Origin of the sequence: Cyanobium sp. Aljojuca 7A6, assembly GCF_024346455.1 — a bacterium.
Classification (GTDB): domain Bacteria; phylum Cyanobacteriota; class Cyanobacteriia; order PCC-6307; family Cyanobiaceae; genus Cyanobium.
In genome coordinates this window covers 65,684-92,234 of the sequence record NZ_JAGQCY010000007.1, presented here as the reverse complement: position 1 = coordinate 92,234, position 26,551 = coordinate 65,684, and the positions used below count along the sequence as shown (strand labels likewise).

Sequence of the window (26,551 nt, the reverse complement as noted above, 5' to 3'; positions counted from 1 at the left end):
ATGGCCGCGCTGTTCACAGTTGACCATGTCACCCAGGTCTTCCCCCTGCCTGGAGGGGGGGAGTACATAGCCCTCAGGGATATCTTCCTTGATATCGCCGAAGGTGAATTCATTTCCCTCGTCGGCCACTCCGGCTGCGGCAAGTCCACCCTGCTCAATCTGCTGGCCGGCCTCACCAGTGCCACCCAGGGCGGCATTTTGATGAACGGGCGGCAGGTCACCGATCCCGGGCCCGATCGGATGGTGGTCTTCCAGAACTATTCGCTGCTGCCCTGGCTCACGGTGCGCCAGAACATCGCCCTGGGTGTCGACAATGTGATCGCCGCCAAAGATCGCCAGGAACGGGACGCGATCATTGAGCACCACATCCAGTTGGTGGGCCTGAAGGCCGCCGCCGATAAATTCCCCAGTGAAATCTCCGGGGGAATGAAACAACGGGTCGCGATCGCCCGGGCCCTGGCCCTGCGGCCGAAGCTCCTGTTGCTCGATGAGCCCTTCGGCGCCCTTGACGCGCTCACCCGGGGCAACCTGCAGGAGCAGCTGATGCAGATCTGCCAGGAAGCCAAGGTCACCGCCCTGATGGTCACCCACGATGTGGACGAGGCCCTGCTGCTCTCCGACAGGGTGGTGCTGATGACCAACGGGCCGGAGGCCCATATCGATCAGATTCTCGAGGTGCCCCTGCCCCGGCCCCGCACCCAGCTGGGGGCGGTGGAGCACCCCCGCTATTACGGGCTGCGCGGCGAGATCGTGGGCTTCCTTTCGGAGCAGCGCCGGGCCAGGCAGCAACGGCTCAAGCCCGCCGATCCCGTCACCAGCAACGGCCTGGAGAAGGTGAACCTGGAGTTGGGCTTCATTCCCCTCACCGACTGCCTGCCCTTGGTGGTGGCCCAGGAGAAGGGGTTCTTCGCCAAGCACGGCCTGAGCCAGGTGCGGCTGCGGCGCGAAAGCAACTGGAAAACCCTGGAAACCCACGTCCGCCAGAACGTGCTCGATGGCGCCCTGATGGTGGCGGGCATGCCCATCGCCATGACCCTCGGCTGTGGCGGCCAGCCCCCCCTGGCGATGGTGAGCGCCCTCACCTTGAGCTGCAACGGCAATGCCATCACCCTGCACCGCCGCTTCCACGACGCCGGGGTGAACACCCTGACCGATTTCAAAGACTGGATCGCCGCCCACCCAGGCACCAAGCCGGTGCTCGCTGTGGTGCATCCGGCCTCGATGCACAACCTGATCCTGCGGGCCTGGCTGGCCTCGGCAGGGATCCACCCCGAGCGCGACGTGGAGTTGCTGGTCATCCCGCCGCCCCAGATGGTGGCCGCCCTGAAGGCGGGCACCATCGATGGCTACTGCGTCGGCGAACCCTGGAACTCCCGTGCCGTCCTGGAAGGCCTCGGCACGGTGATCGCCACCGATGTGGAGCTCTGGAATGGCCACTGCGAAAAGGTGCTGGGGGTGAGGGAGGCCTGGGCCGCCGCCTACCCCCGCACCCACCAGGCCCTGGTGCAGGCCCTGCTGGAAGCGTGCCGCTATTGCGACGACCCTGGCCACCGCCACGACCTGGCCGATCTGCTGTCCCAGAGCCAGTACGTGGGTACCGATGTGGCGATGATCCGGCCGGGATTCGTCGATCCCTATGACCGCGGCACTGGCTCGCCCACATCGATGCCGTCGTTCAACCGCTTCTTCGGCCCTGAGGTGAATGAACCCCAGGCAAGTGATGCGGTCTGGATCCTCAGCCAGCTGGGGCGCTGGGGCCTGACCAGCTTTCCCAGCAACTGGCAGGAGGTGGCCGATCGGGTCCAGGATCGCGCCCTGTTCCGCAGCGCCGCCGCCGCCCTGGGGCTGCCGGCCAGCGAACGCCCCCCCTCAGCGGTGGTGGCCTTCGACGGCGATCGACTCGATCCGTTCGATCCCCTGGGCTACCTCGACCTTCTGGCCGTCAAGGGCCAGGTGACGGTGGCCCAGGCACCGCTGCCCGCCCCGGCCAGCCGCTGACGACCCTTTGCATCCCCTTCCCTCTCCGCCTGCATGCAGACCCTGACGTCGGCCCAGTCCAGCCAAGCCGTTTCCAGTGAGCCGTTCCTGGTGATTGATGGCGTCAGCAAGGTGTACCCCACCGCGAAGGGGCCCTACACCGTGCTCGACAACATCAGCCTGGAGGTGGCGGAGGGGGAATTCATCTGCGTCATCGGCCATTCCGGTTGCGGCAAATCCACCCTGCTCGATCTGGTGTCCGGCTTCGGCCAACCCACCAGCGGCGAGGTGCGGCTGGAGTCGGTGCCGATCCGCGAACCCGGCCCGGACCGGATGGTGGTGTTTCAGAACTATTCGCTGCTGCCCTGGATGTCGGCCGCCGAGAACGTGGCCCTGGCGGTGAACACCGTGTTCCCCCACCTCAGACGCAACGGCGACGCCAGCCGGATCGTGGACAGCCACCTGGCAATGGTGGGGCTGAGTGAGGCGGCCGACAAGAAGCCCGCCAGCCTGTCGGGGGGGATGAAGCAACGGGTGTCGATCGCCCGGGCCCTGGCCCTGCAGCCGAAGGTGCTGATCCTGGATGAGCCGTTTGGAGCCCTCGATCCGATCACCAAGGAAGAGCTGCAGGAGGAGCTGCTCAAGATCTGGCAGGAGCACAAGGTGACCGTGCTGATGATCACCCACTCGATCGATGAGGCCCTGTTCCTGGCCGACCGGGTCGTGATGATGACCAACGGACCTGCCGCAACGATCGGCGAAATCCTGGATCTGCCCTTCCCGCGGCCCCGCCAGCGGGCCCAGCTGATGGAAATGCCGGAGTACTTCGACGTCCGCAACCACGCCCTCGACTTCCTCTACCGGCGGTTCGCCCACGACGACCAGTGACGTAGCTAGGCGCTGGGCTGCACGCGCACCGCGGCGGCCTTGAGTTCCGGCTGCTGGGAGATCGGGCAGCCCAGGGCATGCATCAGCCGGTTGGCCTCGCAGGCCTGCTCCTGGGCCGCCCCCCAGTGCATGGGCAGAAACACCGTGCCCTGGCGAATGCGCTCAGTGATCTGCACGCTGGCCGTCACGGCGCCCCTGCGGGAGATCACCTCAGCTCGGCCGCCATCGACCAGTCCGTGTGCCAGGGCATCGGCGGGATGCACCTCCAGCAGCGGCTCGCCGTGGGGCCGCAGCAGCCGCTCGACCTGGCCCGTGCGGGTCATGGTGTGCCACTGCTCCAGGTAGCGGCCAACGGTGAGCACCATGGGGTAGTCGCCATCGGGGGGTTCGCCCAGCCCCATGGGCGGCTCGCTGATCAATCGGGCGCGGCCCGAGGCTGTGGGGAAACGGCCCGAGGTGTGCAGACGCGGGGCGCCGCCGCCCGGCGACGTGCCGGTGGGGAACGGCCATTGCTGGGGGCCGTGCTCGTGCAGCAACCCATGGCTGAGGCCGCTGAGGTCGCACACCCGGCCTGCCGTGATCGCCACGAACTCCTCGAACACCTCGGCAGAGGAGCCATAGCGGAACTGCTCCTCGAAGCCGAGGCGTCGCCCCAGTTCGGCGAAGATCGCCCAGTCGGCCCGGGCCTCGCCCGGGGGCGCACGGAAGGCCGGACAGTGGGTGACGCGGCGCTCGGAATTGGTCATCACCCCGGCCTTTTCGCTCCACTGGGCCGCCGGCAGCACCAGGTGGGCGACGGCGGCGGTTTCGGTGCCGGCGTAGGCCTCATTGAGCACCACCATCGGGCAACGGGCCACGGCGGCCCGCACCCGATCGAGCCAGGGGAGGCTCACCAACGGATTGGTGGCCGCCACCCACCAGAGCCCAAGCTCCCCCCGCTCCATCGCCTCGATCTGCTCCCACACCGTCAGCCCCGGTTCCGGTGCGATGGCCCCTGGGGGCAGGCCCCAGTGGCGCTCCAGCTCGGCCCGGTGCCCGGCCTCGGTGACGGAGCGGTAGCCCGGCAGCAGCCTGGCCAGGCCGCCGGCCTCCCGGCCCCCCATCGCATTGGGCTGGCCAGTGAGGGAGAAGGGCCCCGCCCCGGGCCGGCCGATCTGGCCACTGACCAGATGCAGGTTGATGATCCCGGCCACGGTGGCGGTGCCCTCGACGCTCTGGTTCACCCCCATCGACCAGAGGCTCAGCACCGCCGGGCTTGCCACCCAGCGGTCCGCGAGCTGGTGCAGATGCCGCTCTCCAATGCCGCAGAACCGGCTCACCGCTTCAGGCGTCCAGGCCGCCCACAGCTCGGCCAGAGCGTCGAAGCCCTCGGTGGAGGCCTCCACATAGGCCCGGTCCACCCCGCCCCGCTCCAGCAGCAGGTGGCCGAGGCCGTGCAGCAGCGCCAGGTCGGTGCCGGGCCGGATCGCCAGGTGCAGGTCGGCCGCGTCGCTGGTGACCGTGGCCCGGGGATCCACCACCACGAGCTGCAGGGCGTGCTTGTGCTTGCGCTTGCGCTTCAGCAGCCGCTGGAAGAGCACCGGATGGCACTCGGCCGTGTTGGTGCCGATCAGCAGCACCGTGTCGGCCTGATCCAGGTCGTCGTAGCAGCAGGGGGGGCCGTCGGAACCGAAACTGCGGACGTACCCCGACACGGCCGAGCTCATGCACAGGCGCGAGTTAGCGTCGAAGTTGTTGCTGCCCAGCGCCCCCTTGATCAGTTTGTTGGCGACGTAATAGTCCTCGGTCTGGAACTGCCCGGAGCCATACATGGCGATCCCTGATGGGCCCTTCTCGGCCAGGGTGCGGCGCACCTGGGCCTCCAGCAGATCGAAGGCCCGATCCCAGCTGATCGGGACGAAGGGTTGGTCGGTGCGCGGCCGGTAGAGAGGTGTGGTGAGGCGATTGCGGTGCAGGGTCTCGCCCACGGTGGCCCCCTTGACGCAGACCTGTCCCAGGGAGGAGGGGTGGTGGCGGTCGCCGCGGGCCGTCCAGGGCGCCTCGCAGCCGGCCGCCTCCGTGGGGGGCTTCATCTCCAGCCCGCAGCCCACACCGCAGTAGGGGCACTGGGCCCGGGCCGGGCCGTCGACGTGGGAAAGAGGCGTAGAGGGGTGGCTCAAGATCGCGGGCGGACGACAGAGGCAGGCGGCCTCCCGGCGGACGTTCGGGCGTCAGGTGGAAGGCTTCAGCCGTGGATGCCGGCCACCGCCATCACCACCCTGGCCTGGGAACCGAGCTTAAGTGAGCAGCACGACGATTTTCCGTGAGAGCCCTGCCGTGACAACGATTCAGAACGCTCCTGCCCCCGCCGCCCTCGAAGTGGTCCTCATCCGCCACGGCGAAACGGCCTGGAGCCTCTCGGGCCAGCACACCGGCAGCACCGACATCCCCCTCACCGAGCGGGGGGAGGCGGCCGCCCGCGGGCTGGCCCCACTCCTGGCGACGAGCCCGTTCTCCCTGGTGCTGTCCAGCCCGCTGCAGCGGGCGCGGCGCACCTGCGAACTGGCGGGTCTGGCCGCCCAGGCCTGCCTCGAGCCCGATCTGGTCGAGTGGAACTACGGGGCCTACGAAAGTCTGACGAGCACGGAGATCCAGGGGCGGCACCCGGGCTGGCTGGTGTTCCGCGACGGCTGTCCCGATGGGGAGAGTCCGGCCCAGGTGGGGGAACGGGTCGACCGGGTGATCGGTCGGCTGCGGCAGGAGGGCGGCCGGGTGGCCCTGTTTGCCCACGGGCATCTGCTGCGGGTGTTCGTGGCGCGCTGGATCGGGCTGCCGCCCAGCCACGGCGCCCATTTCCTGCTCGACACCGCCACGCTCACGGTCCTGTCCGACTACCGCGGCCTGCCGGCGGTGAAGTGCTGGAACGCCCCCCTGGCTCCGGGCATCTGATGGATTCGCCGCGTTCCTTTACCTGCGCCGGGTAGGAACGTTTCAGGACATCGGCAGGCGAAACCATGGGATCCCTCTGGAATCGCTTCCAGGAATGGCTGTACGTCCACCCAGGCCTGCAGCTCCACCTGGATGTCAGCAGGATGCGCATCGAGGCAGAGCTGCCGGAACGGCTGGATTCCGCCTTCACCGCGGCCTTCGCGGCCATGGAGGACCTTGAGGCGGGCGGCATCGCCAATCCGGACGAGGAGAGGATGGTGGGTCACTACTGGCTTCGCCAGCCCGACCTGGCCCCCAGCGAGGAGATCCGAACCGAAATCATCGCGGTGATCGAGCGGATCGAGGGCTTCGCCAGGGCGGTACACGCGGGCACGATCCATCCGCCGACGGCCCCCCGCTTCACCGATCTACTGGCGATCGGCATCGGCGGCTCGGCCCTGGGACCCCAGTTCGTGGCCGCCGCCCTGGCCCCCGACCAGGCCCCCCTGGCCATCCACTTCATCGACAACACCGACCCCGCCGGGATCGATCGGGTGCTGGCGGGGCTGCGGGACCGGCTGGGCAGCACCCTGGTGATCGACACCAGCAAGTCCGGAGGTACCCCCGAACCCCGCAACGGCCTGCTGGAGGTGCAACAGGCCTTCGCCGCCCAGGGCCTGGACTTCCCCAGCCATGCCGTGGCGATCACCATGCCGGGCAGCCGGATGGACCTCCTGGCCCACGAACAGCACTGGCTGGCCGAGTTTCCCATGCACGACTGGGTGGGTGGCCGCACCTCCGTGCTGTCGGCGGTGGGCCTCCTGCCTGCGGCCCTTCAGGGCATCGACATCCGGGCCCTGCTGGAGGGAGCCCGGGTGATGGACGAGGCCACCCGTGTGCCCCGGGTGCGTACCAACCCAGCCGCCCTGCTGGCCCTCAGCTGGTTCCACGCCGGAGAAGGCCGCGGCAGCAAGGACATGGTGGTGCTGCCCTACAAGGACAGCCTGCTGCTGTTCAGCCGCTACCTGCAGCAGCTGGTGATGGAATCCCTCGGCAAGGAGAGGGACCTCGACGGCAACGTCGTGCACCAGGGGATCGCGGTGTACGGCAACAAGGGCTCCACCGACCAGCATGCCTACGTTCAACAACTGCGCGAGGGCATCCCCAATTTCTTCGCCACCTTCATCGAAGTCCTCGAAGATCGCTGCGGCGCTTCGATCGAGGTGGAGGAGGGAGTCACCTCAGGCGACTTCCTCTCCGGCTTCCTCATGGGGACCCGCCAGGCGCTGTACGACAACCAGCGCGATTCGATCACCATCACGATCCGCCGCGTGGAGCCCCGCAGCGTCGGGGCTCTCATCGCGCTCTACGAACGGGCCGTGGGACTGTATGCCTCGCTGGTGAACATCAACGCCTACCACCAGCCAGGCGTGGAAGCCGGCAAAAAGGCCGCCGCTGCCATCCTGGATCTGCAACGCCGGGTGGTCCGGGTGCTGCAGGCCGCCGACCACCCCCTCCCCTTGGAGGACCTGGCCCGCCAGGCCGACGCGGGCGAAGCGGTGGAAACCGTCTACCAGATCGTGCGTCACCTGGCCGCCAATCCCCGCGGCATTGTCCTCGACGGCGATGCGGCCCAGCCCAACACCCTTACCGCGTCCCTCCGGCAGCTCGTTCTCCAGTCATGACTCTCTCCCAGCCCGGTGTGACCAACGCCTTCCCGATCGATCTGGCGGCCTACCAGCCCCTGAGCCTCGATCCCTCCCAGCCCAGGCTGAGCCCGTTGCAGAGGGACGCCCTGCGCTCCAACATCCAGCTCTGCCGGGACGCCATCGTCTTCTTCACCGCGACTGGCGCCGCCCGGGGTGTGGGCGGCCACACCGGCGGCCCCTACGACACCGTGCCGGAGGTGATGATCCTCGATGGCTTCTTCCGCGGCGCGCCGGATCGGTTCGTGCCGGTGTTCTTCGACGAGGCCGGCCACCGCGTCGCCACCCAGTACCTGATGGCGGTGCTGCGCGGCCATTTGCAGGCCAACGATCTGATGAACTACCGCGCCGCCCATTCGCGACTTCCCGGCCACCCCGAGCTGGGCCTGACCCCCGGAGTGGAGTTCAGCTCCGGCCGGCTGGGACATCTGTGGCCCTTCGTGAACGGGGTGGCCCTGGCCCATCCGGGCCGCATCCTCTTCTGCCTGGGTTCCGATGGTGCCCAGCAGGAGGGGGATGACGCCGAAGCGGCCCGCTTCGCGGTGGCCCACGGCCTCGACGTGAAGCTGGTGATCGACGACAACGACGTCACCATCGCCGGCCATCCTTCCCAATACCAGAAGGGCTTTGACGTGGCCCGCACCCTGGCCGGCCAGGGCCTGGCCACCCTCAGCGGCGATGGCGAGGATCTCGACGACCTCTACGGCAGACTCTGTGCCGCCGTGGCCACCGACGGACCGGTTGCTGTCGTCAACAAGCGGCCGATGGCCGTGGGCATTGAGGGGCTGGAGGGTTCCACCCACGGCCACGACGTGATTCCCGTTGCCCTGGCGATCACCTACCTGGAGCAGCGTGGCCAGGACGCCGCCGCCGCCTGCCTGAAGGCAATTGAGAAACCGGTCAATCCCACCATCTACCTGGGCTCCAGCCGCACCACCGCGGCCAACCGCAACGTCTTCGGTGACACGGTGGTGGAGGTACTCTCCCGGCTGGAGCCCAGCGAGCGCAAGGACACGGTGCTCTGCGTCGACTCCGACCTGGAAGGCTCCTGCGGACTCAGCCAGATCCGCAAGGCCTATCCGGAGATCTTCATCAGCGGTGGGATCATGGAGCGGGCCAATTTCTCCGCCGCTGCCGGATTCGGGATGCAGAAGGGCCGCCAGGGCCTCTTCGCCACCTTCAGCGCCTTCCTGGAGATGTGCATCTCCGAAATCACCATGGCCCGGCTCAACGGTGCCAACGTGCTCTGCCATTTCTCCCATGCCGGCGTGGATGACATGGCCGACAACACCTGCCATTTCGGCCTCAACAACTGCTTCGCCGACAACGGCCTCGACGATGACCACCACCCCACCCGGCTCTACTTCCCCGCCGATGCAGGGCAGATGAAGGCCTGTGTGGAGGCTGTGTTCCATGATCCCGGCCTGCGCTTCATCTTCTCGACCCGCTCCAAGGTGCCCAACCTGCTGGATGAACAGGGCCACGACCTGCATGGGGACGGCTATATCTTCGAGCCCTGCCGCGATGAGGTGGTGCGCGAGGGTGATGCCGGCACGATCATCAGCTTCGGTGACTGTCTCTACCGGGCCCTCGATGCGGTGGAGCGCCTGCGTCAGGAGGGCACCGCCGTGCGGCTGATCAACAAGGCCAGCCTCAACGTCGTCGATGAAACGATGATGGAGACGATCGGCACATCCCCCTTCGTGCTGGTGGTGGAAGCCTTCAACCGCCGCACCGGCCTCGGCAGCCGCTTCGGCACCTGGTTGCTGGAGCGGGGCTACCACCCGAAGTACGCGCACCTGGGCACCTGGCGTGAGGGCTGCGGCGGCCTCTGGGAGCAGGCTCCCCACCAAGGCATCGACAGCGAGGGCATCCTGGCCCACGTGCGCAATCTGCTGGGCTGAGGGGACCTGCCGTCGGCTCTCGGGCCACGTCCTACTGGCGGTCCCAGTCCAGATCCAGCTTCACCGAGCCATCCCTGGGGAGCAGGAAGGTGCGACAGACCAGATTCTCGAAGACGGGTTGCTGGCCCGAGGGGCGCAGCACCACGAATTTGAAGCGAATCGGCCGACCCGCCGATTCATGGAACCCCACCTCGGCAAACCAGACGTCCCCATTGATGTACTCCAGCTGGGGGCAGACATCGACATCCCAGGCACCCAGCTCCGGGGCATCGCCGCAGACGGCCATGACCTCACCGGGATGGGTGATGTAGTCGTTGATCTGAAACTTGACCACCGTGGTGGCCGTCAGTGGCTCTCCCTGGACCGCCAGGACGCAGGCGCCCTTGCCCTGGATGGAGAGCTGCCGGATCGCCCCCTGCTCCACAACAACGTTCTGACCGGTGAGCAGGCAGGTGTGGGGCCCGTCAGGGAGGTCGGAATGCTCGATGTCGAGGGATGCGGAATCACCCTTGTTGACGATGACGAAGACACGATTGTCGCGATAACGCCGGGTGAAGGCATAGAGGCCGTCGGAGATGTACTTCTGGCCGTGCCTGCCGTAGGAGAGCGCCCGGTTGCGCTTGCGCAGGGACGCCATGGTGCGGATGATCCCAGAGAGTCTTGTTCCCGTCTCCCATGCCTCCATCATGGGCCGGTTGTAGGGGTCATGGCCGCCGTCGGAATCGTTCACCAGGTACTGCTCGGTCCCATAGAACAGACAGGGAATGCCGCGAAGCGTCAGCAGCAGCACCGTGGCCAGCTCCAGATCCCCATGGCTGGGGCAGATGGAGAGGAATCGGGGCATATCGTGATTTTCGATGAACGTCACCAACGCGGTGGAACGCCGGTACACCGGATCCATCGCCAGCACCCTCTCGATCAGGTGGAAGCCGCCAGGCTCATGGCCGCTGAAGGCGGAGCGGATGGCTCCCGCCAGCGCGAAGTCAAGCACCGAGACTCCCGTATGGTTGGCATAGTTCAGATAGCGCCCATCCCAGGGCGAACCAAAGCCATACTCCCCAAAGAGAAACGTGTCAGGTTTGTGGGCCTGAATATCCGCGACAAACTCCTGCCAGAACCACACCGGCATGTGCTTCAGGGTGTCGATGCGCAAGGCGTCAAAGCCGAGATCAAGCCAAGCCTTGATGGCACTTTTGATGTAGTTTCTGAAGTTAATGTTACTCTCATTAAAAGTGGCCAGGCCGAGCATTTCATGATGAATCAGCTGAAACTCATCATCCCAGTCATTGATGTCCGGATAATGGTAATAAAAGCCATTGATATCCTGGTGGAAATCCGCCAGAGGCTCGCCGTCATCCGTTACAACTCCCTTACTGCCATTCAACTCGGGAGAACTATGATTGCAAACAATATCCAGAACAATCTTGATGCCTCGTGCATGCAGGGCATCGACCATCCTTCGCAGGGTGTCGCATGATTTCACCGATGTCGCGTCACCCAGCTTCACGAAATGGGGATTGACTCGCTTGAAGTCCTTTGTCCAATAGCCGTGCATGGGGCCATGGCCATGCTCGATGGCATCCACCTGCTCGAACAGCGGGGAAAGCCAGACTGCTGTGATACCAAGCTGTTTGAGATAGTCTGCCTTCTCGATGATCCCTTCGAGATCGCCACCCCAATAGTGCCCCCATTGGCTTCTGCTCGGGTCATAAAGCCCCTTCTTGCTGACGCCGTCGTTGGCACTGTCGCCATTGAAAAAGCGATCAATGACGATGAAGTAGATCGTCTCCTTGCGGAATTCCGCCTCCTGCTCGAACAACTGATGGGCGGAGACGGGAGCGTACCCATCCGGGGTGCTGACAACCATGACGGGACCGCGCTCTCGGCGTAAGGGCCCCAGCTTGCTGCCCGCGGGAGATCAGGGGGTTAAGAGCGGCAGGGCACCACTCCGATGCGGGGGGCGGATCCCGGCATCTGGCACCAACCATCACCAGGGCTGATGCTCCCGCCCACAGCCCTCGACATGACCCGAGCAGCATGGCGTCATGGGGCTGGCTCCCCAGATGATCCATGCCACTGTTTCTTCTGCGTGACGGTTCGATTCGCCGCTTCAGCGTCCTTCCCGAAGGCGTCAACACCTTCCTCTACAGGGATCGCCATCAACGCAAGGTTCACGCGCTGCTGGATGCACGTCAGGAGGCAACCCTGCTGGCAGCCCAGGCGCGCTCCGCCAGGCCACCGCTGGCCGCCTGAGGACGGCGCAGGTGTGCACGACGCCCAAGGCCCCCTCCACCGCGCATGTCGAATCCCTGACATCGGCACTGGAGAGTTGAAAACTTACCGCCCCTTTAACTCCGCCGGGCGAGAGTCTTTCTTACAAGCCTTTGCAGGTGACGGTGATGTCCGCTTCGATGATGGCCCCCTTCGAGACCCACGCCTCGACACCGGATCCCTCCCAGGAACTGTCCCTGATCGATGCCTGGTGGCGCGCCGCCAACTACCTGGCCGTCGGGATGATCTACCTGCGCGCCAACCCGCTGCTGGCCGAACCCCTGCAGCATGATCACGTCAAGGCGCGGCTGCTGGGCCACTGGGGCTCCTCTCCCGGCCAGGCCTTCATCTGGGCCCATGCCAACCGGGTGATCCGGCGCCATGACCTCGACATGATCTACCTCTCCGGGCCCGGTCACGGCGCCCCCGGAGTGCTCGGCCCCACCTACCTCGACGGCAGCTACAGCGAGGTCTACCCCGACAAGAGCCAGGACGCCGAAGGGATGCGGCGCTTCTTCAAGCAGTTCTCCTTCCCCGGCCACATCGGCAGTCACTGCACCCCGGAAACCCCCGGGTCGATCCACGAGGGGGGCGAGCTGGGCTACGTGCTCTCGCACGCCTGCGGAGCGGTGTTCGACAACCCCAACCTGATCGCCCTGGCCTGCGTGGGGGATGGAGAAGCCGAGACCGGCCCCCTGGCCACCTCCTGGCACATCAACAAGTTCCTCAACCCGATCGGGGACGGGGCGGTGCTGCCCGTGCTGCACCTCAACGGCTACAAGATCGCCAACCCCACCCTGCTGGCCCGCATCCCCCGCGACGAGCTGGCCAGCCTGATGCGCGGCAACGGCTGGGAGCCGATCTTCGTCGAAGGCCATGAGCCGATGGCGATGCACCAGGCCATGGCCGCCGCCATGGACCAGGCCATCGGGCGGATCCTGGAGATCCGCGCCGAGGCCCGCGCCAGCGGCGAGGCCGTCCGCCCCGCCTGGCCGATGATCGTGCTGCGCTCGCCCAAGGGCTGGACCGGACCGGCCTCCCTGCACGGCAAGAAGCTGGAGGGCTTCTGGCGGGCCCACCAGGTGCCCCTGGCCGCCCCGAACACCGATCCCGAACAGCTGCAGCTGCTGGAGCAGTGGCTCAGGAGCTACCGGCCCGAAGAGCTGTTCGACGAGAACGGCAGCCTGCTGCCCGAACTGCAGGCGCTGTCGCCTCAGGGGAACCGGCGGATGGGCTCCAACCCCCACGCCAACGGCGGCCTGCTGCGCCGCAAGCTGCAGTTCCCACCCCTGGAGGACTACGCGGTGGAGGTGGTGGCACCGGGTGCCTCCGAGGAGGAGAACACCTACCCCCTGGGCGAACTGCTCCGCGACATCATCCAGGCGAATCCCTACTCGATGCGGGTGTTCGGCCCCGATGAAACCGCCTCCAACCGCCTGCAGGCGATCTATGAAGTGAGCAAGAAGGTATGGATGGAGGAGTTCCTGCCGGAGGACCTCAACGGCAGCGAGCTGGCCCGCAGCGGCCGGGTGGTGGAGATGCTCAGCGAGCACACCCTGGTGGGCATGATGGAGGGCTACCTGCTCACCGGCCGCTACGGCTTTTTCCACACCTATGAGGCCTTCGCCCATGTGATCGCCTCGATGTTCAACCAGCACGCCAAGTGGCTGGAATCCTGCCTCCTGCACGCCCCCTGGCGGGCCCCGATCGGCGCCTGGAACTGCCTGATCTCGTCCACGGTGTGGCGACAGGACCACAACGGCTTCACCCACCAGGATCCCGGCTTCATCGACCTGGCCGGCAACAAGAGCGGCGATGTGGTGCGGGTGTATCTGCCGGCCGATGCCAACTGCCTGCTGGCGGTGGCGGAGGAGGCCCTGCAGGAAACCAACGTCTGCAACATCATCGTCTCCGACAAACAGAAGCACCTCCAGTACTTCACCCTGGAGCAGGCCAGGCGCCACGTGGCCAAGGGCATCAGCATCGTCGGCTGGGCCAGCAACGACGACTGCGGCACCGAGCCGGATGAACCGGATGTGGTGATGGCCTGCGCCGGTGACATCCCCACCAAGGAGACGCTGGCGGCGGTGGAGATCCTGCACCGGGAGATCCCGAGTCTGCGGATCCGGGTGATCAATGTGGTGAAGCTGTTCGCCCTCACCGAGCCGAACGAACATCCCCACGGCCTGAGCGACCGGGATTTCGACACCCTGTTCACCACCGATCGGCCGGTGATCTTCAACTTCCACGGCTATCCCTGGCTGATCCACCGCCTCACCTACCGCCGCACCAACCACGCCAACATCCACGTGCGTGGGTACAAAGAGAAGGGCAACATCAACACGCCGCTCGAACTGGCGATGAACAACCAGATCGACCGCTTCAATCTCGTGATTGACGTGGTCAATCGGGTGCCCTTCCTGCGCTCCCGCGCCGCCCACGTCAAGGAGCGGATGCAGGATGCGATCCTGTCCCACCGGGCCTATGCCCATACCCACGGCAAGGATGCCCCGGAAGTGACCGACTGGCGCTGGACACTGCCGATCGCCGGGCAGGGATGACATCACCGTCCACAGCGACGCCCCCGGAGGCCGGGGAAGTACTGGTGCTGAATGCCGGCAGTTCCAGCCTCAAGGTCTCCGTGCACACCCGCTCAGGGGACTGCCTCTGGAGGGACCAGCGCAACTGGAGCATCGGCACCGCAGAGGGGACAGCCCCCGAGGCGCGCCTGGAGGCGGTGCTGGACGCCTGGCTGCCTGAGGCCCTTTCGGCCTGGGGGGATGGTCTGATCCGCGCCGGCCATCGGGTGGTCCATGGTGGCGAGCGCTTCACGGCCCCGGTCCGGCTGGATGCGGAGGTGCTGGAGGTGCTGGAGGGGCTGGTGCCCCTTGCCCCGTTGCACAACGGTCCGGCCCTGCGGGTGATGCGCTGGCTGACCCGCTGGAAGCCCGCGATCGAGCAATGGGCCTGCTTCGACACGGCCTTCCACGGCACCCTGCCACCGGAGGCCCGCACCTACGCGGTCCCGGCCCGCTGGCGCGCCGAGGGCCTGCGCCGTTTCGGCTTCCACGGCCTCAACCATCAGCACGTGGCCGAAAGCGTGGCCCGCCGCCGCGCCGATGGCCCAGGCGACGAAGACCTGAGGCTGATCAGCTGCCACCTCGGAGCCGGCTGCTCCCTCTGTGCCATCCGCGGGGGGCGCAGCATCGCCACCACGATGGGCTACACCCCCCTGGAGGGCCTGGTGATGGCCACCCGCAGCGGTTCGGTGGATCCGGGTCTGTTGCTGCACCAGCTGCGCCGGGGGGCCACGGTGGAGGAGCTGGCCCACGACCTGCAGCAGGAGAGCGGGCTGCTCGGCCTCTCGGAGCTGAGTCCGAGCATGAAGGACCTCCGCCAGGCCGCCGCCGACGGCCATGGCGGGGCCCAGCTCGCCATCGCGGTGTTCCGCCACCAGCTGCTGCAGGGGATCGGGGCCATGGCCGCCAGCCTGGGGGGGGTCGACGTGGTGGCCCTCACCGGGGGCATCGGCGAACACGATGGGACGCTGAAGCAGGAGTTGGAGGCGGAGCTCGCCTGGCTGGGGCCGTTCGAACTGCTGCAGGTCCCCGCCGATGAGGAGGGGGTGATCGCCCGTCACTGCGGTGCTGCGAGCGCCTGAAGCCTCAGGGTCGCCGCCAGGATTCGCGGTGCATCCAGCTGATCCAGTCGGCGGAGATCTGCTGGGGGCAGACGGCCTCACATTCCAGGTGGCTGCTGCAGCTGCCGAAGCCTTCGTTGACCATCTGCGCCTGCAACGCCCGGGCCCGCTGCTGCCGCTCCGGCTGGCCCTGGGGCAACTGGCCCAGATGGGCCAGCTTGGCCGCCACAAAGAGGCTGGCTGAGGCGTTGCGGCAACTGGCCACACAGGCGCCGCAGCCGATGCAGGTGGCCGCGTCGAAGGCCATGGCCGCCTGCTCGCGGCCGACCAGCAGGGTGTTCGCTTCCGGCGCACTGCCGGTGTTGATCGAGCAGTACCCGCCGGCGGTGATGATCCGGTCGAAGGCGGAGCGATCCACGGCCAGATCCTGCAACACGGGAAAGGCCCGGGCGCGGAAGGGTTCCAGCGTCAGCACCGCGCCATCGAGGAACTGACGCAGGTAGAGCTGGCAGACGCTGGTGGCCCGCTGGGGGCCCTGGGCCTGGCCATTGACGAGAAAGCCGCAGGACCCGCAGATGCCCTCGCGGCAATCGTGCTCGAACCCCACCGGGCGCTCCCCGGCAGCGATCAGCCGTTCGTTCAGCAGGTCGAGCGCCTCCAACAGGGAGAGGTCGGTGGAGACCGCGTCCAACCGATGAACTTCAAAACCACCGGGCTTGGCGGAACCGGCCTGGCGCCAGATTCTCAGGGTGAGCGAAACGGTGGTCATCGGAACAGCCTTGGCATGGGCGTCGCCGTTGGCGGGGCCTGGAAGGCGCCAAGCTCACGGGCCGATTCTGCCGCTCCAGGGGCAGAGATGTTGTCGTTCCACGTCATCGCCGCGGTACCGGGCCAGGCGGCGAGGGAAAGATGCAATACTCAGTTAATTTTCAGTATTGGTGTCCGACCCCATGCCCGCCCGGGTCCCTGCCGCCGCGTGAACGACCAACGCAAGCTGGTGGTGGAACTGCGCCGGTCGATGGGACGGCTTGAGGCGGCTCTGGGCACCATCAGCGACGCCCTGGCGATCACCTGCTGCGAGGGGCGGGTGCTCTGGTGCAACGCCAGTTATGGGGAGCTGGTGGCGCGGACCCCTCCGTCTCTGCTGGGCGAATCGATCTACGACCAGCTTCCCCGCGACTGTGACGGTGCCTCCCTGCTGAACCCGGAGCAGGTGCTGGCCGGCAACGACCAGGGAGGGCAGTTCACCAAGGTCCTGCATCGCAAGGAGCTGCGCGCCCTCGAAATCGAGTGGAAGCCCATCCGCAGTGAGCGGCTCCGCCCCCTGATCTTCTGCTTCCGCGACGTCAGCGCCCTGCTCTCCTATGAGCAGCTGCGGGTCGAGGCCGAACGGATCGAGCGGCGCCGCCAGCAGACCGAGAATCTGAACCGGGCGCTCGAGCAGGAACGCCTCGCCCTGGCCACCAAAGTGATGGAGTGCCCAGTCACCGGCCTGCCCAATCGCCGCGCCCTGCACGTCAGCATCCGTGCGGCCCTGAAGACCCAGCGGGAGAACGGCGGCCGGATCAGCATCCTGTTCTGCGATCTCAACTCCTTCAAGGAGATCAACGATCTGCATGGGCATCAGATCGGCGACGACCTGCTGATCGAGATCGGCCGCCGACTGCAGCGATCCTTGCGTTTTGGAGACATCCTTTCGCGCCTCGGTGGCGACGAATTCGTGGTTCTCACGATGGGCATTTTTGATGAGGGCGATGCCCTGCAACTGGCGATGCGCCTCAATGACGCTGTCGGCCAGACTTGGTCGGTGGAAGATCATACGATCCGCCCATCGATGAGCATCGGCATCACCATCTCGGACGATCCGGAGATCTCCGTTAATGAATTGATCCGGCGGGCTGATCTTGCCATGTACGAAGCCAAGACCAACGGCGATCAGCACATCTCTTTCTACCATTCCTCCATCGACAAAAAGGTCAGAAAGAACATCCACCTGCGTCATCAGCTGGAGGGGGCCCTCCTGCACGAGGCCATGTTCCTGGCCTATCAGCCGATCGTGGAGCTGGGCAACCGCATGGTGGTGGGGATGGAGGCCCTGTTGCGCCTCGGTGCCGTGGCCGCGCCGATTGCCACCCCGTCTGAATTCATCCCGCTCGCCGAACGCACGGCCCTGATCCTGCCGATCGGCCGCTGGGTGATCAGCCAGGCCCTGAAGCGGCTTTGCCAACTTCGCGCCGAGGGTTCGGACGTCACCATGGCGATCAACGTCAGTCCCCTGCAGCTGAAGGAAAGCGGCCTCAGCGACTTCTTCCTCAGCCAGGCGGAACGCTCCGGTGTGGATCCCTCCTGGACGGTGATCGAGGTGACTGAAAGCATCCTGATCGAACATCCCGACCTGGCCACTTCTGAGCTGCGTCGATTAAGGGAAGCCGGCGTGAAGGTGCATCTCGATGACTTCGGCACGGGCTACTCGAGCATGTCCTGGCTGGCGCGACTACCGATTGACACGATCAAGGTGGATCGAAGTTTCATCTCTGATTTTCTCCACGATCACCGTAAAGCCGTGGTGCTCGAGGCGATGATTCGCCTCTCCCGCGACCTGGGTCTGGGCCTGATCGCCGAAGGCATCGAGACCACCGAGCAGCATGCAGGCCTGCTCGCCATGGGCTGCGCCCAGGGTCAGGGCTATCTCTTCGGCCGTCCCGAGCCGCTTACCCGTAGCTGCGCGGTCCCGGCGTAACGGTTTGGAACACCAGCGGTTCGCTGTGGCGCACGGGCGTGGCTCCAGGCCGGTGCTCCCAGGCCGCGATGTGGGCGAAGCGTTCGTCATCCCGCAGAGCTTCACCGGAGGGAGTCTGATGGTCCTCGCGGAAATGGGCGCCGCAGGATTCCTGCCGCGCCAGGGCATCCCGCAGCATCAGATCCGCCAGTCCGAAGAAATCCTCCAGCCGCAGGGCCTTGGCCAGTTCAGCGTCAAGAACGCTGTCATCGCCTGGGATGCGGACCTCCGCCAGGAAGCCGAGCCGTAGCGTCTCCAGCTCGCCAAGCGCCACCGCCAGGCGATCGGCTTGGCGGCTGATGCCGCAGGCGTCGATCATCAAGTGGCCGAGCCTCCGGTGGAAGACATCCACGGGCTGGGAGCCGCCCGTGCGGCGCAGGGCTTCGATGCGTGCCTCCACCGTCGCCAGCGCCTCGCAACAGGCCGGGTGGTCGGCGGGCAGGGTGCCCGCGGCACGTCCCGCCAGCCAGCCCGTCACCGTCGCCGGGGCGATGAAGTAGCCATCGGCCAGCGCCTGCATCAGGGCACTGGCCCCCAGCCGGTTGGCGCCGTGCTCGGAGAAGTTGGCCTCCCCAAGCACGAACAGACCCGGCACCGTGCTCATCAGGTGGTAGTCGACCCACAGCCCGCCCATCGTGTAGTGGGGGGCGGGATAGATCCGCATGGGGGTGGTTCTGGGGTCCTCGCCGGTGATTCGCTCGTACATCTCCAGCAGGTTTCCGTAGCGCGTCTCGATCGCCGTTGTGCCATCCCTGGCGACGGCCTCGGCCAGGTCGAGATAGACGGAGCGGCCCCCGGGGCCAACCCCCCGGCCCTCCAGACAGAGCTCCCGGGCCCGCCGGGAGGCCAGATCCCGCGGCACCAGATTGCCGTAGCTGGGGTACTGGCGCTCGAGGAAGTAATCCCGCTCCGCTTGCGGGATCGTCGCCGGCGGCCGGTCGTCGCCCGGCCGCAGCGGCAGCCAGATCCGACCGTCGTTACGCAGGCTCTCGCTCATCAGGGTGAGCTTGCTCTGGTGGGCCTCACCGCTGGGGATGCAGGTGGGGTGGATCTGGGTGAAGCAGGGGTTGGCGAACCAGGCCCCACGCCGATGGGCCTGCCAGATCGCGGTGGCGTTCGACTTCAGGGCATTGGTGGAGAGATAGAAGACGTTCGAATAGCCACCGGTGGCCAGCAGCACCGCATCGGCACTGAGCACCTCCAGGGCGCCGCTGATCTGGTGCCGGCAGACCACCCCCCGGGCCACACCGTCATGGACGATCAGGTCGAGCATGTCCCGGCGGCAGAGCAGCTCCACCCGCCCGGCGGCCACCTGGCGCAGCATCGCCTGGTAAGCGCCATAGAGCAGTTGTTGCCCCGTCTGGCCCCGGGCATAGAAGGTGCGGCTCACCAGGGCACCGCCGAAGCTGCGGTTGGCCAGGGTGCCGCCGTACTCCCGCGCGAACGGCACCCCCTGGGCCACGCACTGGTCGATGATCGCGCCGCTGATCTCGGCCAACCGATGACAGCCGGCTTCCCGGGCGCGGAAATCGCCGCCCTTCACCGTGTCGCGGAACAGTCGCTCGACGCTGTCACCATCGTTGGCGTAGTTGCGGGCGGCGTTGATGCCCCCCTGGGCCGCCACCGAGTGGGCCCGGCGCGGACTGTCGTGGTAGGTGAGCACCTGCACCCGATAGCCCTGCTCGGCGAGGCTGGCGGCGGCGGCGGCTCCGGACAGACCGCTGCCCACCACCAGGATCCGCAGCCGCTGCTTGCGATTGGGGCTGATCAGCGGCAGGCTCTCGCGGCAACGCTGCCAGGCGGTGGCGACGGGGCCTTCGGGCAGGCGCGGATCCAGGCGAGGGGTGGGACTCATCCGCCAGCCAGCAGCGGGCCTGCAGACCGCAGCACCAGGGCGAAGGGAAGCAGCGCGAAGCCCGCTCCCAGCAGCAGGGCCAGCCCCCGGCCAACCAGGCGCAGGACCGCCGCATTGGCGGGCTCCAGCCATCCCAGCCGGCGCACTGCGCTCTCGGCGCCATGCAGCAGGTGCAGGCCGGCCGCAGCCCCGGCAACCGCGTAGAGGGCCAGCCACCAGGGCGCCTGCAACACGGCCAGCACTCCAGCCAGTTCAGCCCCGTCCGCCGGCCGCTGCCAGCGCAACTGGGCCAGGTGCAGGGCCAGGAAAAGCAGCAGCAGCGATCCGCTCCAGGGGGTCAGCTGGGCCGCCAGGGCCGCCAACGTCTCCGACGGCCCCTGGCGGCGGCTGCGCAGCGGCCCGGCGGCCGGGCCCCGGGCCTGACGGTTGGCGCGGGCTCTGTGCAGGGACAGCAGGGGATGGCCCAGGCCGGCCGCCAGCAGAGCAACCTCCAGCCAGGGGAGCCAGGCCTGCTGGTGCAGGGAGGTGGCGTAGCGCTCGAAACCCGTCGGATTCACCAGGGCCATCCCCACGCCACCCAGGTGGATGGTCAGGAACAGCACGAGGGCCAGGCCAGTGGCGGCGATCCAGAATCCGACGATCATTCAGCTGAAGGTGAACTCCCCTGGAGGCACGATGGCAGAAGTCATCGGGAGGATCGGGTGGTGGTCACAGGCCGGACGGCAGCGATGAAGACGTCCAGTCAGTCGCCTCTGGTCAGCATCATCGTACCCAACTACAACCATGCCGCCTTCCTAGGCGAACGTCTGCGATCGATTCTCAGCCAGACGTTCCAGAACTTTGAGCTGATCGTTCTGGATGACGCCTCTTCTGACGACTCACTGGCGGTGATCCGGGAGCAACTGCAGGACCACCCCCACCAGCTGATCTGTAGCGCAACCAATTCAGGCGAGCCCTGCTCGCAATGGCTGAAAGGAATCAAGAAGGCTTCAGGGCGCTACATCTGGATCGCGGAGTCAGATGACACTTGTTCACCAGAATTTCTCGAGCGAATGGTGGGTCATCTGGAGCAGGACAACGTCCTGGCCTACTGCCGCACCACCTCCATCGACGTCGAAAGCCAACCGATCGCCGACCAGAGCTTCTGGCCAGACTCCTTCGACCCCGAGCGCTGGAAGAGTTCGTTCACAATCCATGCCGCGGCCTTCTGTCGTGAATTCATGGATCGTGGCAACGTCATCGCCAATGCCAGTGGCGTGGTGTTTCGCAAACCCGATGCGGCGATGATTCAAGCACTGGGACCGCTGACAGCCGGTCGGCGCTGCACTGGTGACTGGATCTTCTGGACTCACTATCTGATGCGGATGGGTGGATCGGTGAGCTTCGATGCTGAAGCGCTGTCCTGCTTCCGATCCCACGATCAAACCACCCGCAGCATCGTCAGTCGGAACCGCGAAAAACTCCGCTTCGCCGAGTACTCCTCCGCCATCGCCTCGGTACTACGGGTCACCCAGCCATGGCCCCGCTGGCGTTGGCATGCCGTGGCCAGCAGCGGAGGCTGGGACTGGATTCTGTATGAATACCTCTGGCGTTACAGGCCATCCTGGCCCGAAAAGCTCTGGATTCCGATCATCCGTGGCCCCCTGCGCGCGGGGATCTACACGCGGCTGCTGCAGTCCCAGATTCTGCGGCGTCGCTACTGGCGCTGGCCCACCAGCTGAACCAAGGCTGGTGGCGCCGGGGTTGGGCCCAATTCCGCGGGTATCGTTAGAGCCCAGACAGCATGGACATGTGTTGAGAGTTGCGTTTGCCCATTACTGCCAGGCGAATGACATCAGCGGTGTCACCATCTGGGTGCTGGGACTCGCCCGACGTCTGGCCAGCGATGGTGTCAGCGTCGCCATTCATTTCGTGATCGCGCCCAGTAGCCCGAGCCTTGAACAGTGCGGCGAACCGCCCTTGTTCAAGGAGCTACGACAGCAGGGCATTGAAGTGTTCTCAGCTCCGCGACGACGCTGCTTGAAAGAGGATGTCCAGGAAACTCTCGCCTTCCTGAATCAGTGGCAACCCACGGTGTTCCTGCCCCAATGCAAACCGGCCCATTACGCGGCGGCGGCTCAGGCCGGCTTACGGGGGTTGCCCTGGGCCCTCACCCTGCATTCGGATGATCCGGATTACTGGGCCACCGTCGAAGCCTTTGGGGGGGCCAGCTATGGAAGTTCCCTTGTCTGCGTCTCCCGCCACATCCACGACGAACTCAACCGCAGGCGAATCGAACGGCCAGCCAGTGTGATTCCCTACGGCGTCTCCGTTCCATTGACGCCCACGGAGTTCCGGAACGATCCCTTCCAGGTGGTGTTCAGCGGTCGGATCTGGGAACACCAGAAACGTGCCTCGCTGGTGATTCAGACACTGATCAGGGCTTGCGGGGCAAGGGACACCATCCGCGCCACCCTGATCGGCGATGGCTATGCCCGGGAGGCCTGTGAACGGCAAGTCGCGGAGGCTGGCCTCACCGAGGCGATCACCTTCACCGGGCCCCTGCCGCCCAGCCAGGTGCAGGCCAGGCTGCTCGAGGCCCAGGCCATCCTGCTGATGTCCGACTTTGAGGGGCTGCCCATCGCCCTGCTGGAGGCGATGGCGACCGGGGTGGTGCCGGTGGTGCGCCCCATTCCCAGCGGCATTCCCGAACTGGTGGATCACGAGCGCACCGGCCTGCTGGTGTCGGAGGATCCGGCCGAGGCGGCCCTGGCCCTGTTGCGGCTGGCCGACGATCCCGGCCTCTGGCAGCGCTGCTCAACCGCGGCCAGGGATCTCGTTGCTGGCCATTACAGCGCGGACGAAAGTTATCGGCAGTGGCGCCAGCTGCTGGAAGGCCTGGGTCGGCAGTTCAGCGACGCCCCGTCCAACCCCTATCCGATCGACAGCCTCAGGATCGACAGCCTGCGCCGGATCGCTCCTTCCTTCCATCAGGAATACAAGCCACCGAAGGCGCGGATCGCGACGCTTCGACAGACCCTGCGCACCACCATCGCCAGGGTCAAGCATCGGATCAAGGCAACCCTGGGCCGGCCAGCCTGATCCGCCACCCCCTGGCATGGGAGGGTGCCAGGGATCCTCGGCTCGTCGCCGTGCGCCTGTCGCGCCCCTCCCCCCTCTTCTGCGCCTTCCTGACGCTGCTCAACGACCGGCTGGGGGAGAGCATCGTGTTCCCGCTGCTGCCGTTCCTGCTGGCGGATTTCACCGCAGACGGCCGCACCCTCGGCCTGTTGGCCGGCAGCTATGCCCTCGCCCAGTTCGCCTTCACCCCCCTGATCGGCGCCCTCAGTGATCGCTATGGCCGCAGACCCGTGATCACGATCTGCGTAGCCGGTTCGGTGCTGGGCCTGGGCCTGTTCGCCCTCACCGTGATCCTGCCCTGGGGCCGCCTCTGGCCGCAGGCCGCCGCCAAGGGTCTGCCCCTGGCCCTGCTGTTCGCCGCCCGCCTGATCGATGGGGTGAGCGGCGGCACCGCCGCCACAGCCGCGGCCGTGCTGGCAGACATCTCGACCCCGGAGCGGCGGGCCAGGGCCTTCGGCCTGATCGGCGTGGCCTTCGGGCTGGGATTCATCCTCGGCCCGGCACTCGGGGGCTTGCTGGGCCGCATCAGCGTGAGCCTGCCATTGCTGCTCGCCGTGGGCTTCGCGGTCCTGAACCTGGTGGTGGTGGTGACCCTGCTACCGGAAACCCACCCGCCCCAGGCCCGGCTGCCCCTGCCCAGGCACTGGGAGCTGCAGCCCTTCGGCCAGCTGCAGCGCGTCTTCGCCAATCCCCGGGTACGGCGGCTCTGTGCCGCCTTCTTCCTCTTCTTTCTCGGGTTCAGCGGCTTCACCGCCCTGCTGGTGCTCTATTTCAAGCAGGTGTTCGGCTGGGGTCCGGGCCTCTCGGCTGGCGCCTTCCTGGTGGTGGGCGTGGTGGCCACGGTGGTGCAGGGCGGACTGATCGGTCCCCTGGTGCAGCGGCTGGGGGAGTGGCGCCTCACCCAGATCGGCCTGGGCTGTGTCATGGCGGGCTTCCTGTTGGTGCCCCTGGCGGAACGCCAGAACGCCGTGCCCGTGGTGTTCACCGCGGTGGCGCTGCTGGCCCTGGGCACCGGGCTCGTGACCCCCAGCCTGCGCAGCCTGGTGTCACGGCGCCTCGCCGATAGCGGCCAGGGCGCCGCCCTCGGCAGCCTGCAGGGGTTGCAGAGCCTGGCCAGCTTCCTCGGACCGCCCCTGGCGGGGCTGGCCTACGAGACCATCGGCCGCCGCAGCCCGTTCTGGCTGGGAATCCTGCTGATGGCTGTTGTGGTGTGGCTTGTGGCGGCAGGATCCCACCGTCAAGCAGAGGCGACACCCTGACGGTGGGATCGCCATTGCTACGTTGCGATTCCCCCATGCCCGCGGAGCTCCGCCGTATGTCGTCGCAGCCGGTCGTCGCTCCCGATCTCTACATCAACCGCGAGCAGAGTTGGATCGATTTCAACCATCGGGTGTTGTCCCTGGCTCTCGACGAGCACACGCCCCTGCTGGAGCAGGCCAAATTCAGCGCCATCTTCAGCAACAACCTCGACGAATTCTTCATGGTGCGGGTGGCTTCGCTGAAGTCCCAGGTGGAGGCCGGCGTCACCAGCCGCAGTGACGACGGCCTGACGCCCCAGGAACAGCTGGAAGCGATCCACACCAAGCTGCGTCCCCTGCTGGAGATGCAACAGCAGCACTACCGCCACTCCCTCAAGACCCACCTTTCCGAGTACGGCGTCCAGCTGCTCGATTACCTGCGGCTCAACGAGGCCCAGAAAACCTGGGCCGACGACTATTTCCGCAAGGCGATCTTTCCGGTGCTCACGCCCCTGGCCGTCGACCCGGCCCACCCGTTCCCGTTTCTGAGCAACCTGAGCCTCAACGTGGCGGCCCTGATCCGCGACCCCGACACCGGCCGCCAGCAGTTCGCCCGGGTGAAGGTGCCCCAGAAGATCCTGCCCCGCTTCGTGCCGATCCCCGCCGAGCTGAGCGGCATCGTGCCCACTCCTGGCTTCACGGCGGTTCCCCTGGAGCAGCTGGTGGCCTTCAACCTGCGCTGGCTGTTCCCCGGCATGACCATCGAGGGGCACTACTTCTTCCGCATCACCCGAGACGCCGACCTGGAACTGCGGGACCTGGAGGCCGACGACCTGATGGAGGCCCTGCAGGAGGGCCTGCGCAAGCGGCGCGTCGGCGGCGAGGTGGTGCGGGTGGAGGTGGCCGACGAGATGCCCGAGGAGGTGGTGCACCTGCTGATGGAGGGCACCGACGTGGAGCCGAAGGACATTTATCGCACCAACGGTCCCCTCGGCCTCGACGATCTGATGAGCCTGATGGCGATCCCCCTCAGCCAGCTGAAAGATGCCCCCCACAAGGGCCGCACCGTGCCTTCCCTGGTGCGTGCCCAGCGCAGCCAGCTGGAAGACGGGTCGATCAAGCAGGAGGAATTTGAGAGCATTTTCTCGGTGCTGCGCCGCGGCGATGTGCTGCTGCACCATCCCTTCGATCTCTTCTCCACCTCAGTGGAGGAATTCCTCAACCAAGCCGCCGCCGATGCCTCGGTGCTGGCCATCAAGATGACCCTCTACCGCACGTCGAAGGACTCGCCGGTGGTGGCCTCCCTGATCCGGGCCGCTGAGAACGGCAAGCAGGTGATGGCCCTGGTGGAGCTCAAGGCCCGCTTCGACGAGGACAACAACATCCAGTGGGCTCGTCAGCTGGAACGCTCCGGGGTGCACGTGGTGTACGGGGTGCTGGGGCTCAAGACCCACACCAAGGTGCTGCTGGTGGTGCGGCGCGAAAAGGGATCCCTGCGCAGCTACGTGCACATCGGCACCGGCAACTACAACTCCAAGACCTCCTCGCTTTACACCGATGTCGGCTTGCTCACGGCAAGGGAGGATCTTGGCCAGGACCTGGTGGAGCTGTTCAACTACCTCACGGGTTTCTCCAAGCAGCAGAGTTTCCGCAAGTTGCTGGTGGCGCCCGTCACCCTGCGCAAGGGGATGGAAGGGTTGATCCGCCGGGAGATCGACCATGCCAAGGAGGGTCGTGGAGGACACATCCGGGCCAAGATGAATGCCCTGGTCGACCCGGCGATCATCGCCCTGCTCTATGAAGCCTCCGCGGCCGGCGTGCGGATCGAGCTGATCATCCGCGGCATGTGCTGCCTGCGCCCCGGGCTCGAAGGGGTCAGCGAGGGCATCAGCGTGGTGAGCGTGATCGGTCGCTTCCTGGAGCATTCGCGACTCTTCTGGTTCGGTAACGGCGGCCAGCCGGAGATGTTCTTCGGCAGCGCCGACTGGATGCCCCGCAACCTTGACCGGCGCGTTGAGGCGGTGGCACCGATCGAGGATCCACGCCTTCAGAAACAGATCGAGGCTTTGCTTGACCTTTACCTGAGCGATACCGGCGCCTGGCACATGCACAGTGATGGACACTTTGCACAGCGTCAGCACTCCGGCGAGGCAAAACTGACGCAGAACCTCCTCATGGAGCGCTGGCGCGGCGGCCTCACGACCGAAGCCAAAGCGTAGCCATCACGACATAAGCAACATTTTTCAGCCAAATTACATACAATCTT

The 26,551-nt window shown here is 66.5% G+C and carries 18 protein-coding genes; 13 read left to right on the top strand and 5 right to left on the bottom strand.

What is annotated here, in order from left to right; translation table 11 throughout:
* Positions 1-1,998 (top strand): nitrate ABC transporter ATP-binding protein, encoded by a 1,998-nt coding sequence (locus KBY95_RS08250; RefSeq protein ID WP_254964483.1) that lies wholly within the window; start codon positions 1-3, stop codon positions 1,996-1,998.
* 33 nt (positions 1,999-2,031) lie between these two features.
* The gene (locus KBY95_RS08245) at positions 2,032-2,865 is read left to right on the top strand and encodes a nitrate ABC transporter ATP-binding protein (protein ID WP_254964482.1); all 834 of its coding nucleotides are present in this window, start codon (positions 2,032-2,034) and stop codon (positions 2,863-2,865) included.
* A 5-nt stretch (positions 2,866-2,870) separates the two neighbouring features.
* On the opposite strand, the gene KBY95_RS08240 is transcribed toward KBY95_RS08245, so the two are convergent.
* Positions 2,871-5,024, bottom strand: a complete 2,154-nt coding sequence (locus tag KBY95_RS08240; RefSeq protein WP_254964481.1) for a molybdopterin oxidoreductase family protein — start codon at positions 5,022-5,024, stop codon at positions 2,871-2,873.
* A gap of 157 nt (positions 5,025-5,181) precedes the next feature.
* Between KBY95_RS08240 and KBY95_RS08235 the strand changes: the two genes are divergently transcribed.
* The 3 genes from KBY95_RS08235 to KBY95_RS08225 all read left to right on the top strand — a co-directional run bounded on the left by KBY95_RS08235 (position 5,182) and on the right by KBY95_RS08225 (position 9,382).
* Positions 5,182-5,793 (top strand): histidine phosphatase family protein, encoded by a 612-nt coding sequence (locus tag KBY95_RS08235; protein WP_254964480.1) that lies wholly within the window; start codon positions 5,182-5,184, stop codon positions 5,791-5,793.
* 65 nt (positions 5,794-5,858) lie between these two features.
* Complete coding sequence (locus KBY95_RS08230; RefSeq protein ID WP_254964479.1) at positions 5,859-7,457, top strand: glucose-6-phosphate isomerase; 1,599 nt, start codon at positions 5,859-5,861, stop codon at positions 7,455-7,457.
* Entirely contained in the window at positions 7,454-9,382 is a 1,929-nt protein-coding gene (locus KBY95_RS08225) for a transketolase C-terminal domain-containing protein (RefSeq protein ID WP_254964478.1), read from the top strand. The genes KBY95_RS08230 and KBY95_RS08225 overlap by 4 nt, the downstream gene beginning before the upstream one ends.
* A gap of 31 nt (positions 9,383-9,413) precedes the next feature.
* Here the strand turns inward: KBY95_RS08225 and KBY95_RS08220 are convergent, their stop codons facing one another.
* Positions 9,414-11,249: an alpha-amylase family glycosyl hydrolase gene (locus KBY95_RS08220; RefSeq protein ID WP_254964477.1), complete on the bottom strand. Its 1,836-nt coding sequence runs from the start codon at positions 11,247-11,249 to the stop codon at positions 9,414-9,416.
* A 203-nt stretch (positions 11,250-11,452) separates the two neighbouring features.
* Here KBY95_RS08220 and KBY95_RS08215 point away from each other — a divergent pair, with 203 nt between their 5' ends.
* From KBY95_RS08215 to KBY95_RS08205, 3 genes are all read left to right on the top strand, one after another.
* Positions 11,453-11,635: a hypothetical protein gene (locus KBY95_RS08215; RefSeq protein WP_254964476.1), complete on the top strand. Its 183-nt coding sequence runs from the start codon at positions 11,453-11,455 to the stop codon at positions 11,633-11,635.
* Between the two features lie 158 nt (positions 11,636-11,793).
* Positions 11,794-14,214: a phosphoketolase gene (locus KBY95_RS08210; protein WP_254964475.1), complete on the top strand. Its 2,421-nt coding sequence runs from the start codon at positions 11,794-11,796 to the stop codon at positions 14,212-14,214.
* Entirely contained in the window at positions 14,211-15,314 is a 1,104-nt protein-coding gene (locus KBY95_RS08205; RefSeq protein ID WP_254964474.1) for an acetate/propionate family kinase, read from the top strand. The genes KBY95_RS08210 and KBY95_RS08205 overlap by 4 nt, the downstream gene beginning before the upstream one ends.
* 4 nt (positions 15,315-15,318) lie before the next feature.
* Here KBY95_RS08205 and KBY95_RS08200 read toward each other — a convergent pair whose 3' ends face one another.
* Positions 15,319-16,062: a succinate dehydrogenase/fumarate reductase iron-sulfur subunit gene (locus tag KBY95_RS08200; protein ID WP_254964473.1), complete on the bottom strand. Its 744-nt coding sequence runs from the start codon at positions 16,060-16,062 to the stop codon at positions 15,319-15,321.
* 207 nt (positions 16,063-16,269) lie between these two features.
* Between KBY95_RS08200 and KBY95_RS08195 the strand changes: the two genes are divergently transcribed.
* The gene (locus KBY95_RS08195) at positions 16,270-18,033 is read left to right on the top strand and encodes an EAL domain-containing protein (RefSeq protein WP_254964472.1); all 1,764 of its coding nucleotides are present in this window, start codon (positions 16,270-16,272) and stop codon (positions 18,031-18,033) included.
* Here KBY95_RS08195 and KBY95_RS08190 read toward each other — a convergent pair.
* On the bottom strand, positions 18,005-19,927 hold the full coding sequence (locus KBY95_RS08190; RefSeq protein ID WP_254964471.1) for a fumarate reductase/succinate dehydrogenase flavoprotein subunit: 1,923 nt from the start codon (positions 19,925-19,927) through the stop codon (positions 18,005-18,007). The genes KBY95_RS08195 and KBY95_RS08190 overlap by 29 nt on opposite strands.
* Positions 19,924-20,571, bottom strand: coding sequence for a succinate dehydrogenase (locus KBY95_RS08185; protein WP_254964470.1), 648 nt, complete (start codon positions 20,569-20,571; stop codon positions 19,924-19,926). Before KBY95_RS08185 ends, KBY95_RS08190 begins: the two co-directional genes overlap by 4 nt.
* A gap of 84 nt (positions 20,572-20,655) precedes the next feature.
* Here KBY95_RS08185 and KBY95_RS08180 point away from each other — a divergent pair, with 84 nt between their 5' ends.
* The 4 genes from KBY95_RS08180 (at position 20,656) to ppk1 (ending at position 26,504) form a co-directional block, all read left to right on the top strand.
* On the top strand, positions 20,656-21,648 hold the full coding sequence (locus tag KBY95_RS08180) for a glycosyltransferase family 2 protein (RefSeq protein ID WP_254964469.1): 993 nt from the start codon (positions 20,656-20,658) through the stop codon (positions 21,646-21,648).
* Positions 21,649-21,721: 73 nt separating this feature from the next.
* The gene (locus KBY95_RS08175) at positions 21,722-23,008 is read left to right on the top strand and encodes a glycosyltransferase family 4 protein (protein WP_254964468.1); all 1,287 of its coding nucleotides are present in this window, start codon (positions 21,722-21,724) and stop codon (positions 23,006-23,008) included.
* 50 nt (positions 23,009-23,058) lie between these two features.
* Positions 23,059-24,306, top strand: a complete 1,248-nt coding sequence (locus tag KBY95_RS08170) for an MFS transporter (protein WP_254964467.1) — start codon at positions 23,059-23,061, stop codon at positions 24,304-24,306.
* A 35-nt stretch (positions 24,307-24,341) separates the two neighbouring features.
* On the top strand, positions 24,342-26,504 hold the full coding sequence (ppk1, locus tag KBY95_RS08165) for a polyphosphate kinase 1 (protein WP_254964466.1): 2,163 nt from the start codon (positions 24,342-24,344) through the stop codon (positions 26,502-26,504).
* Positions 26,505-26,551: the final 47 nt, after the last annotated feature.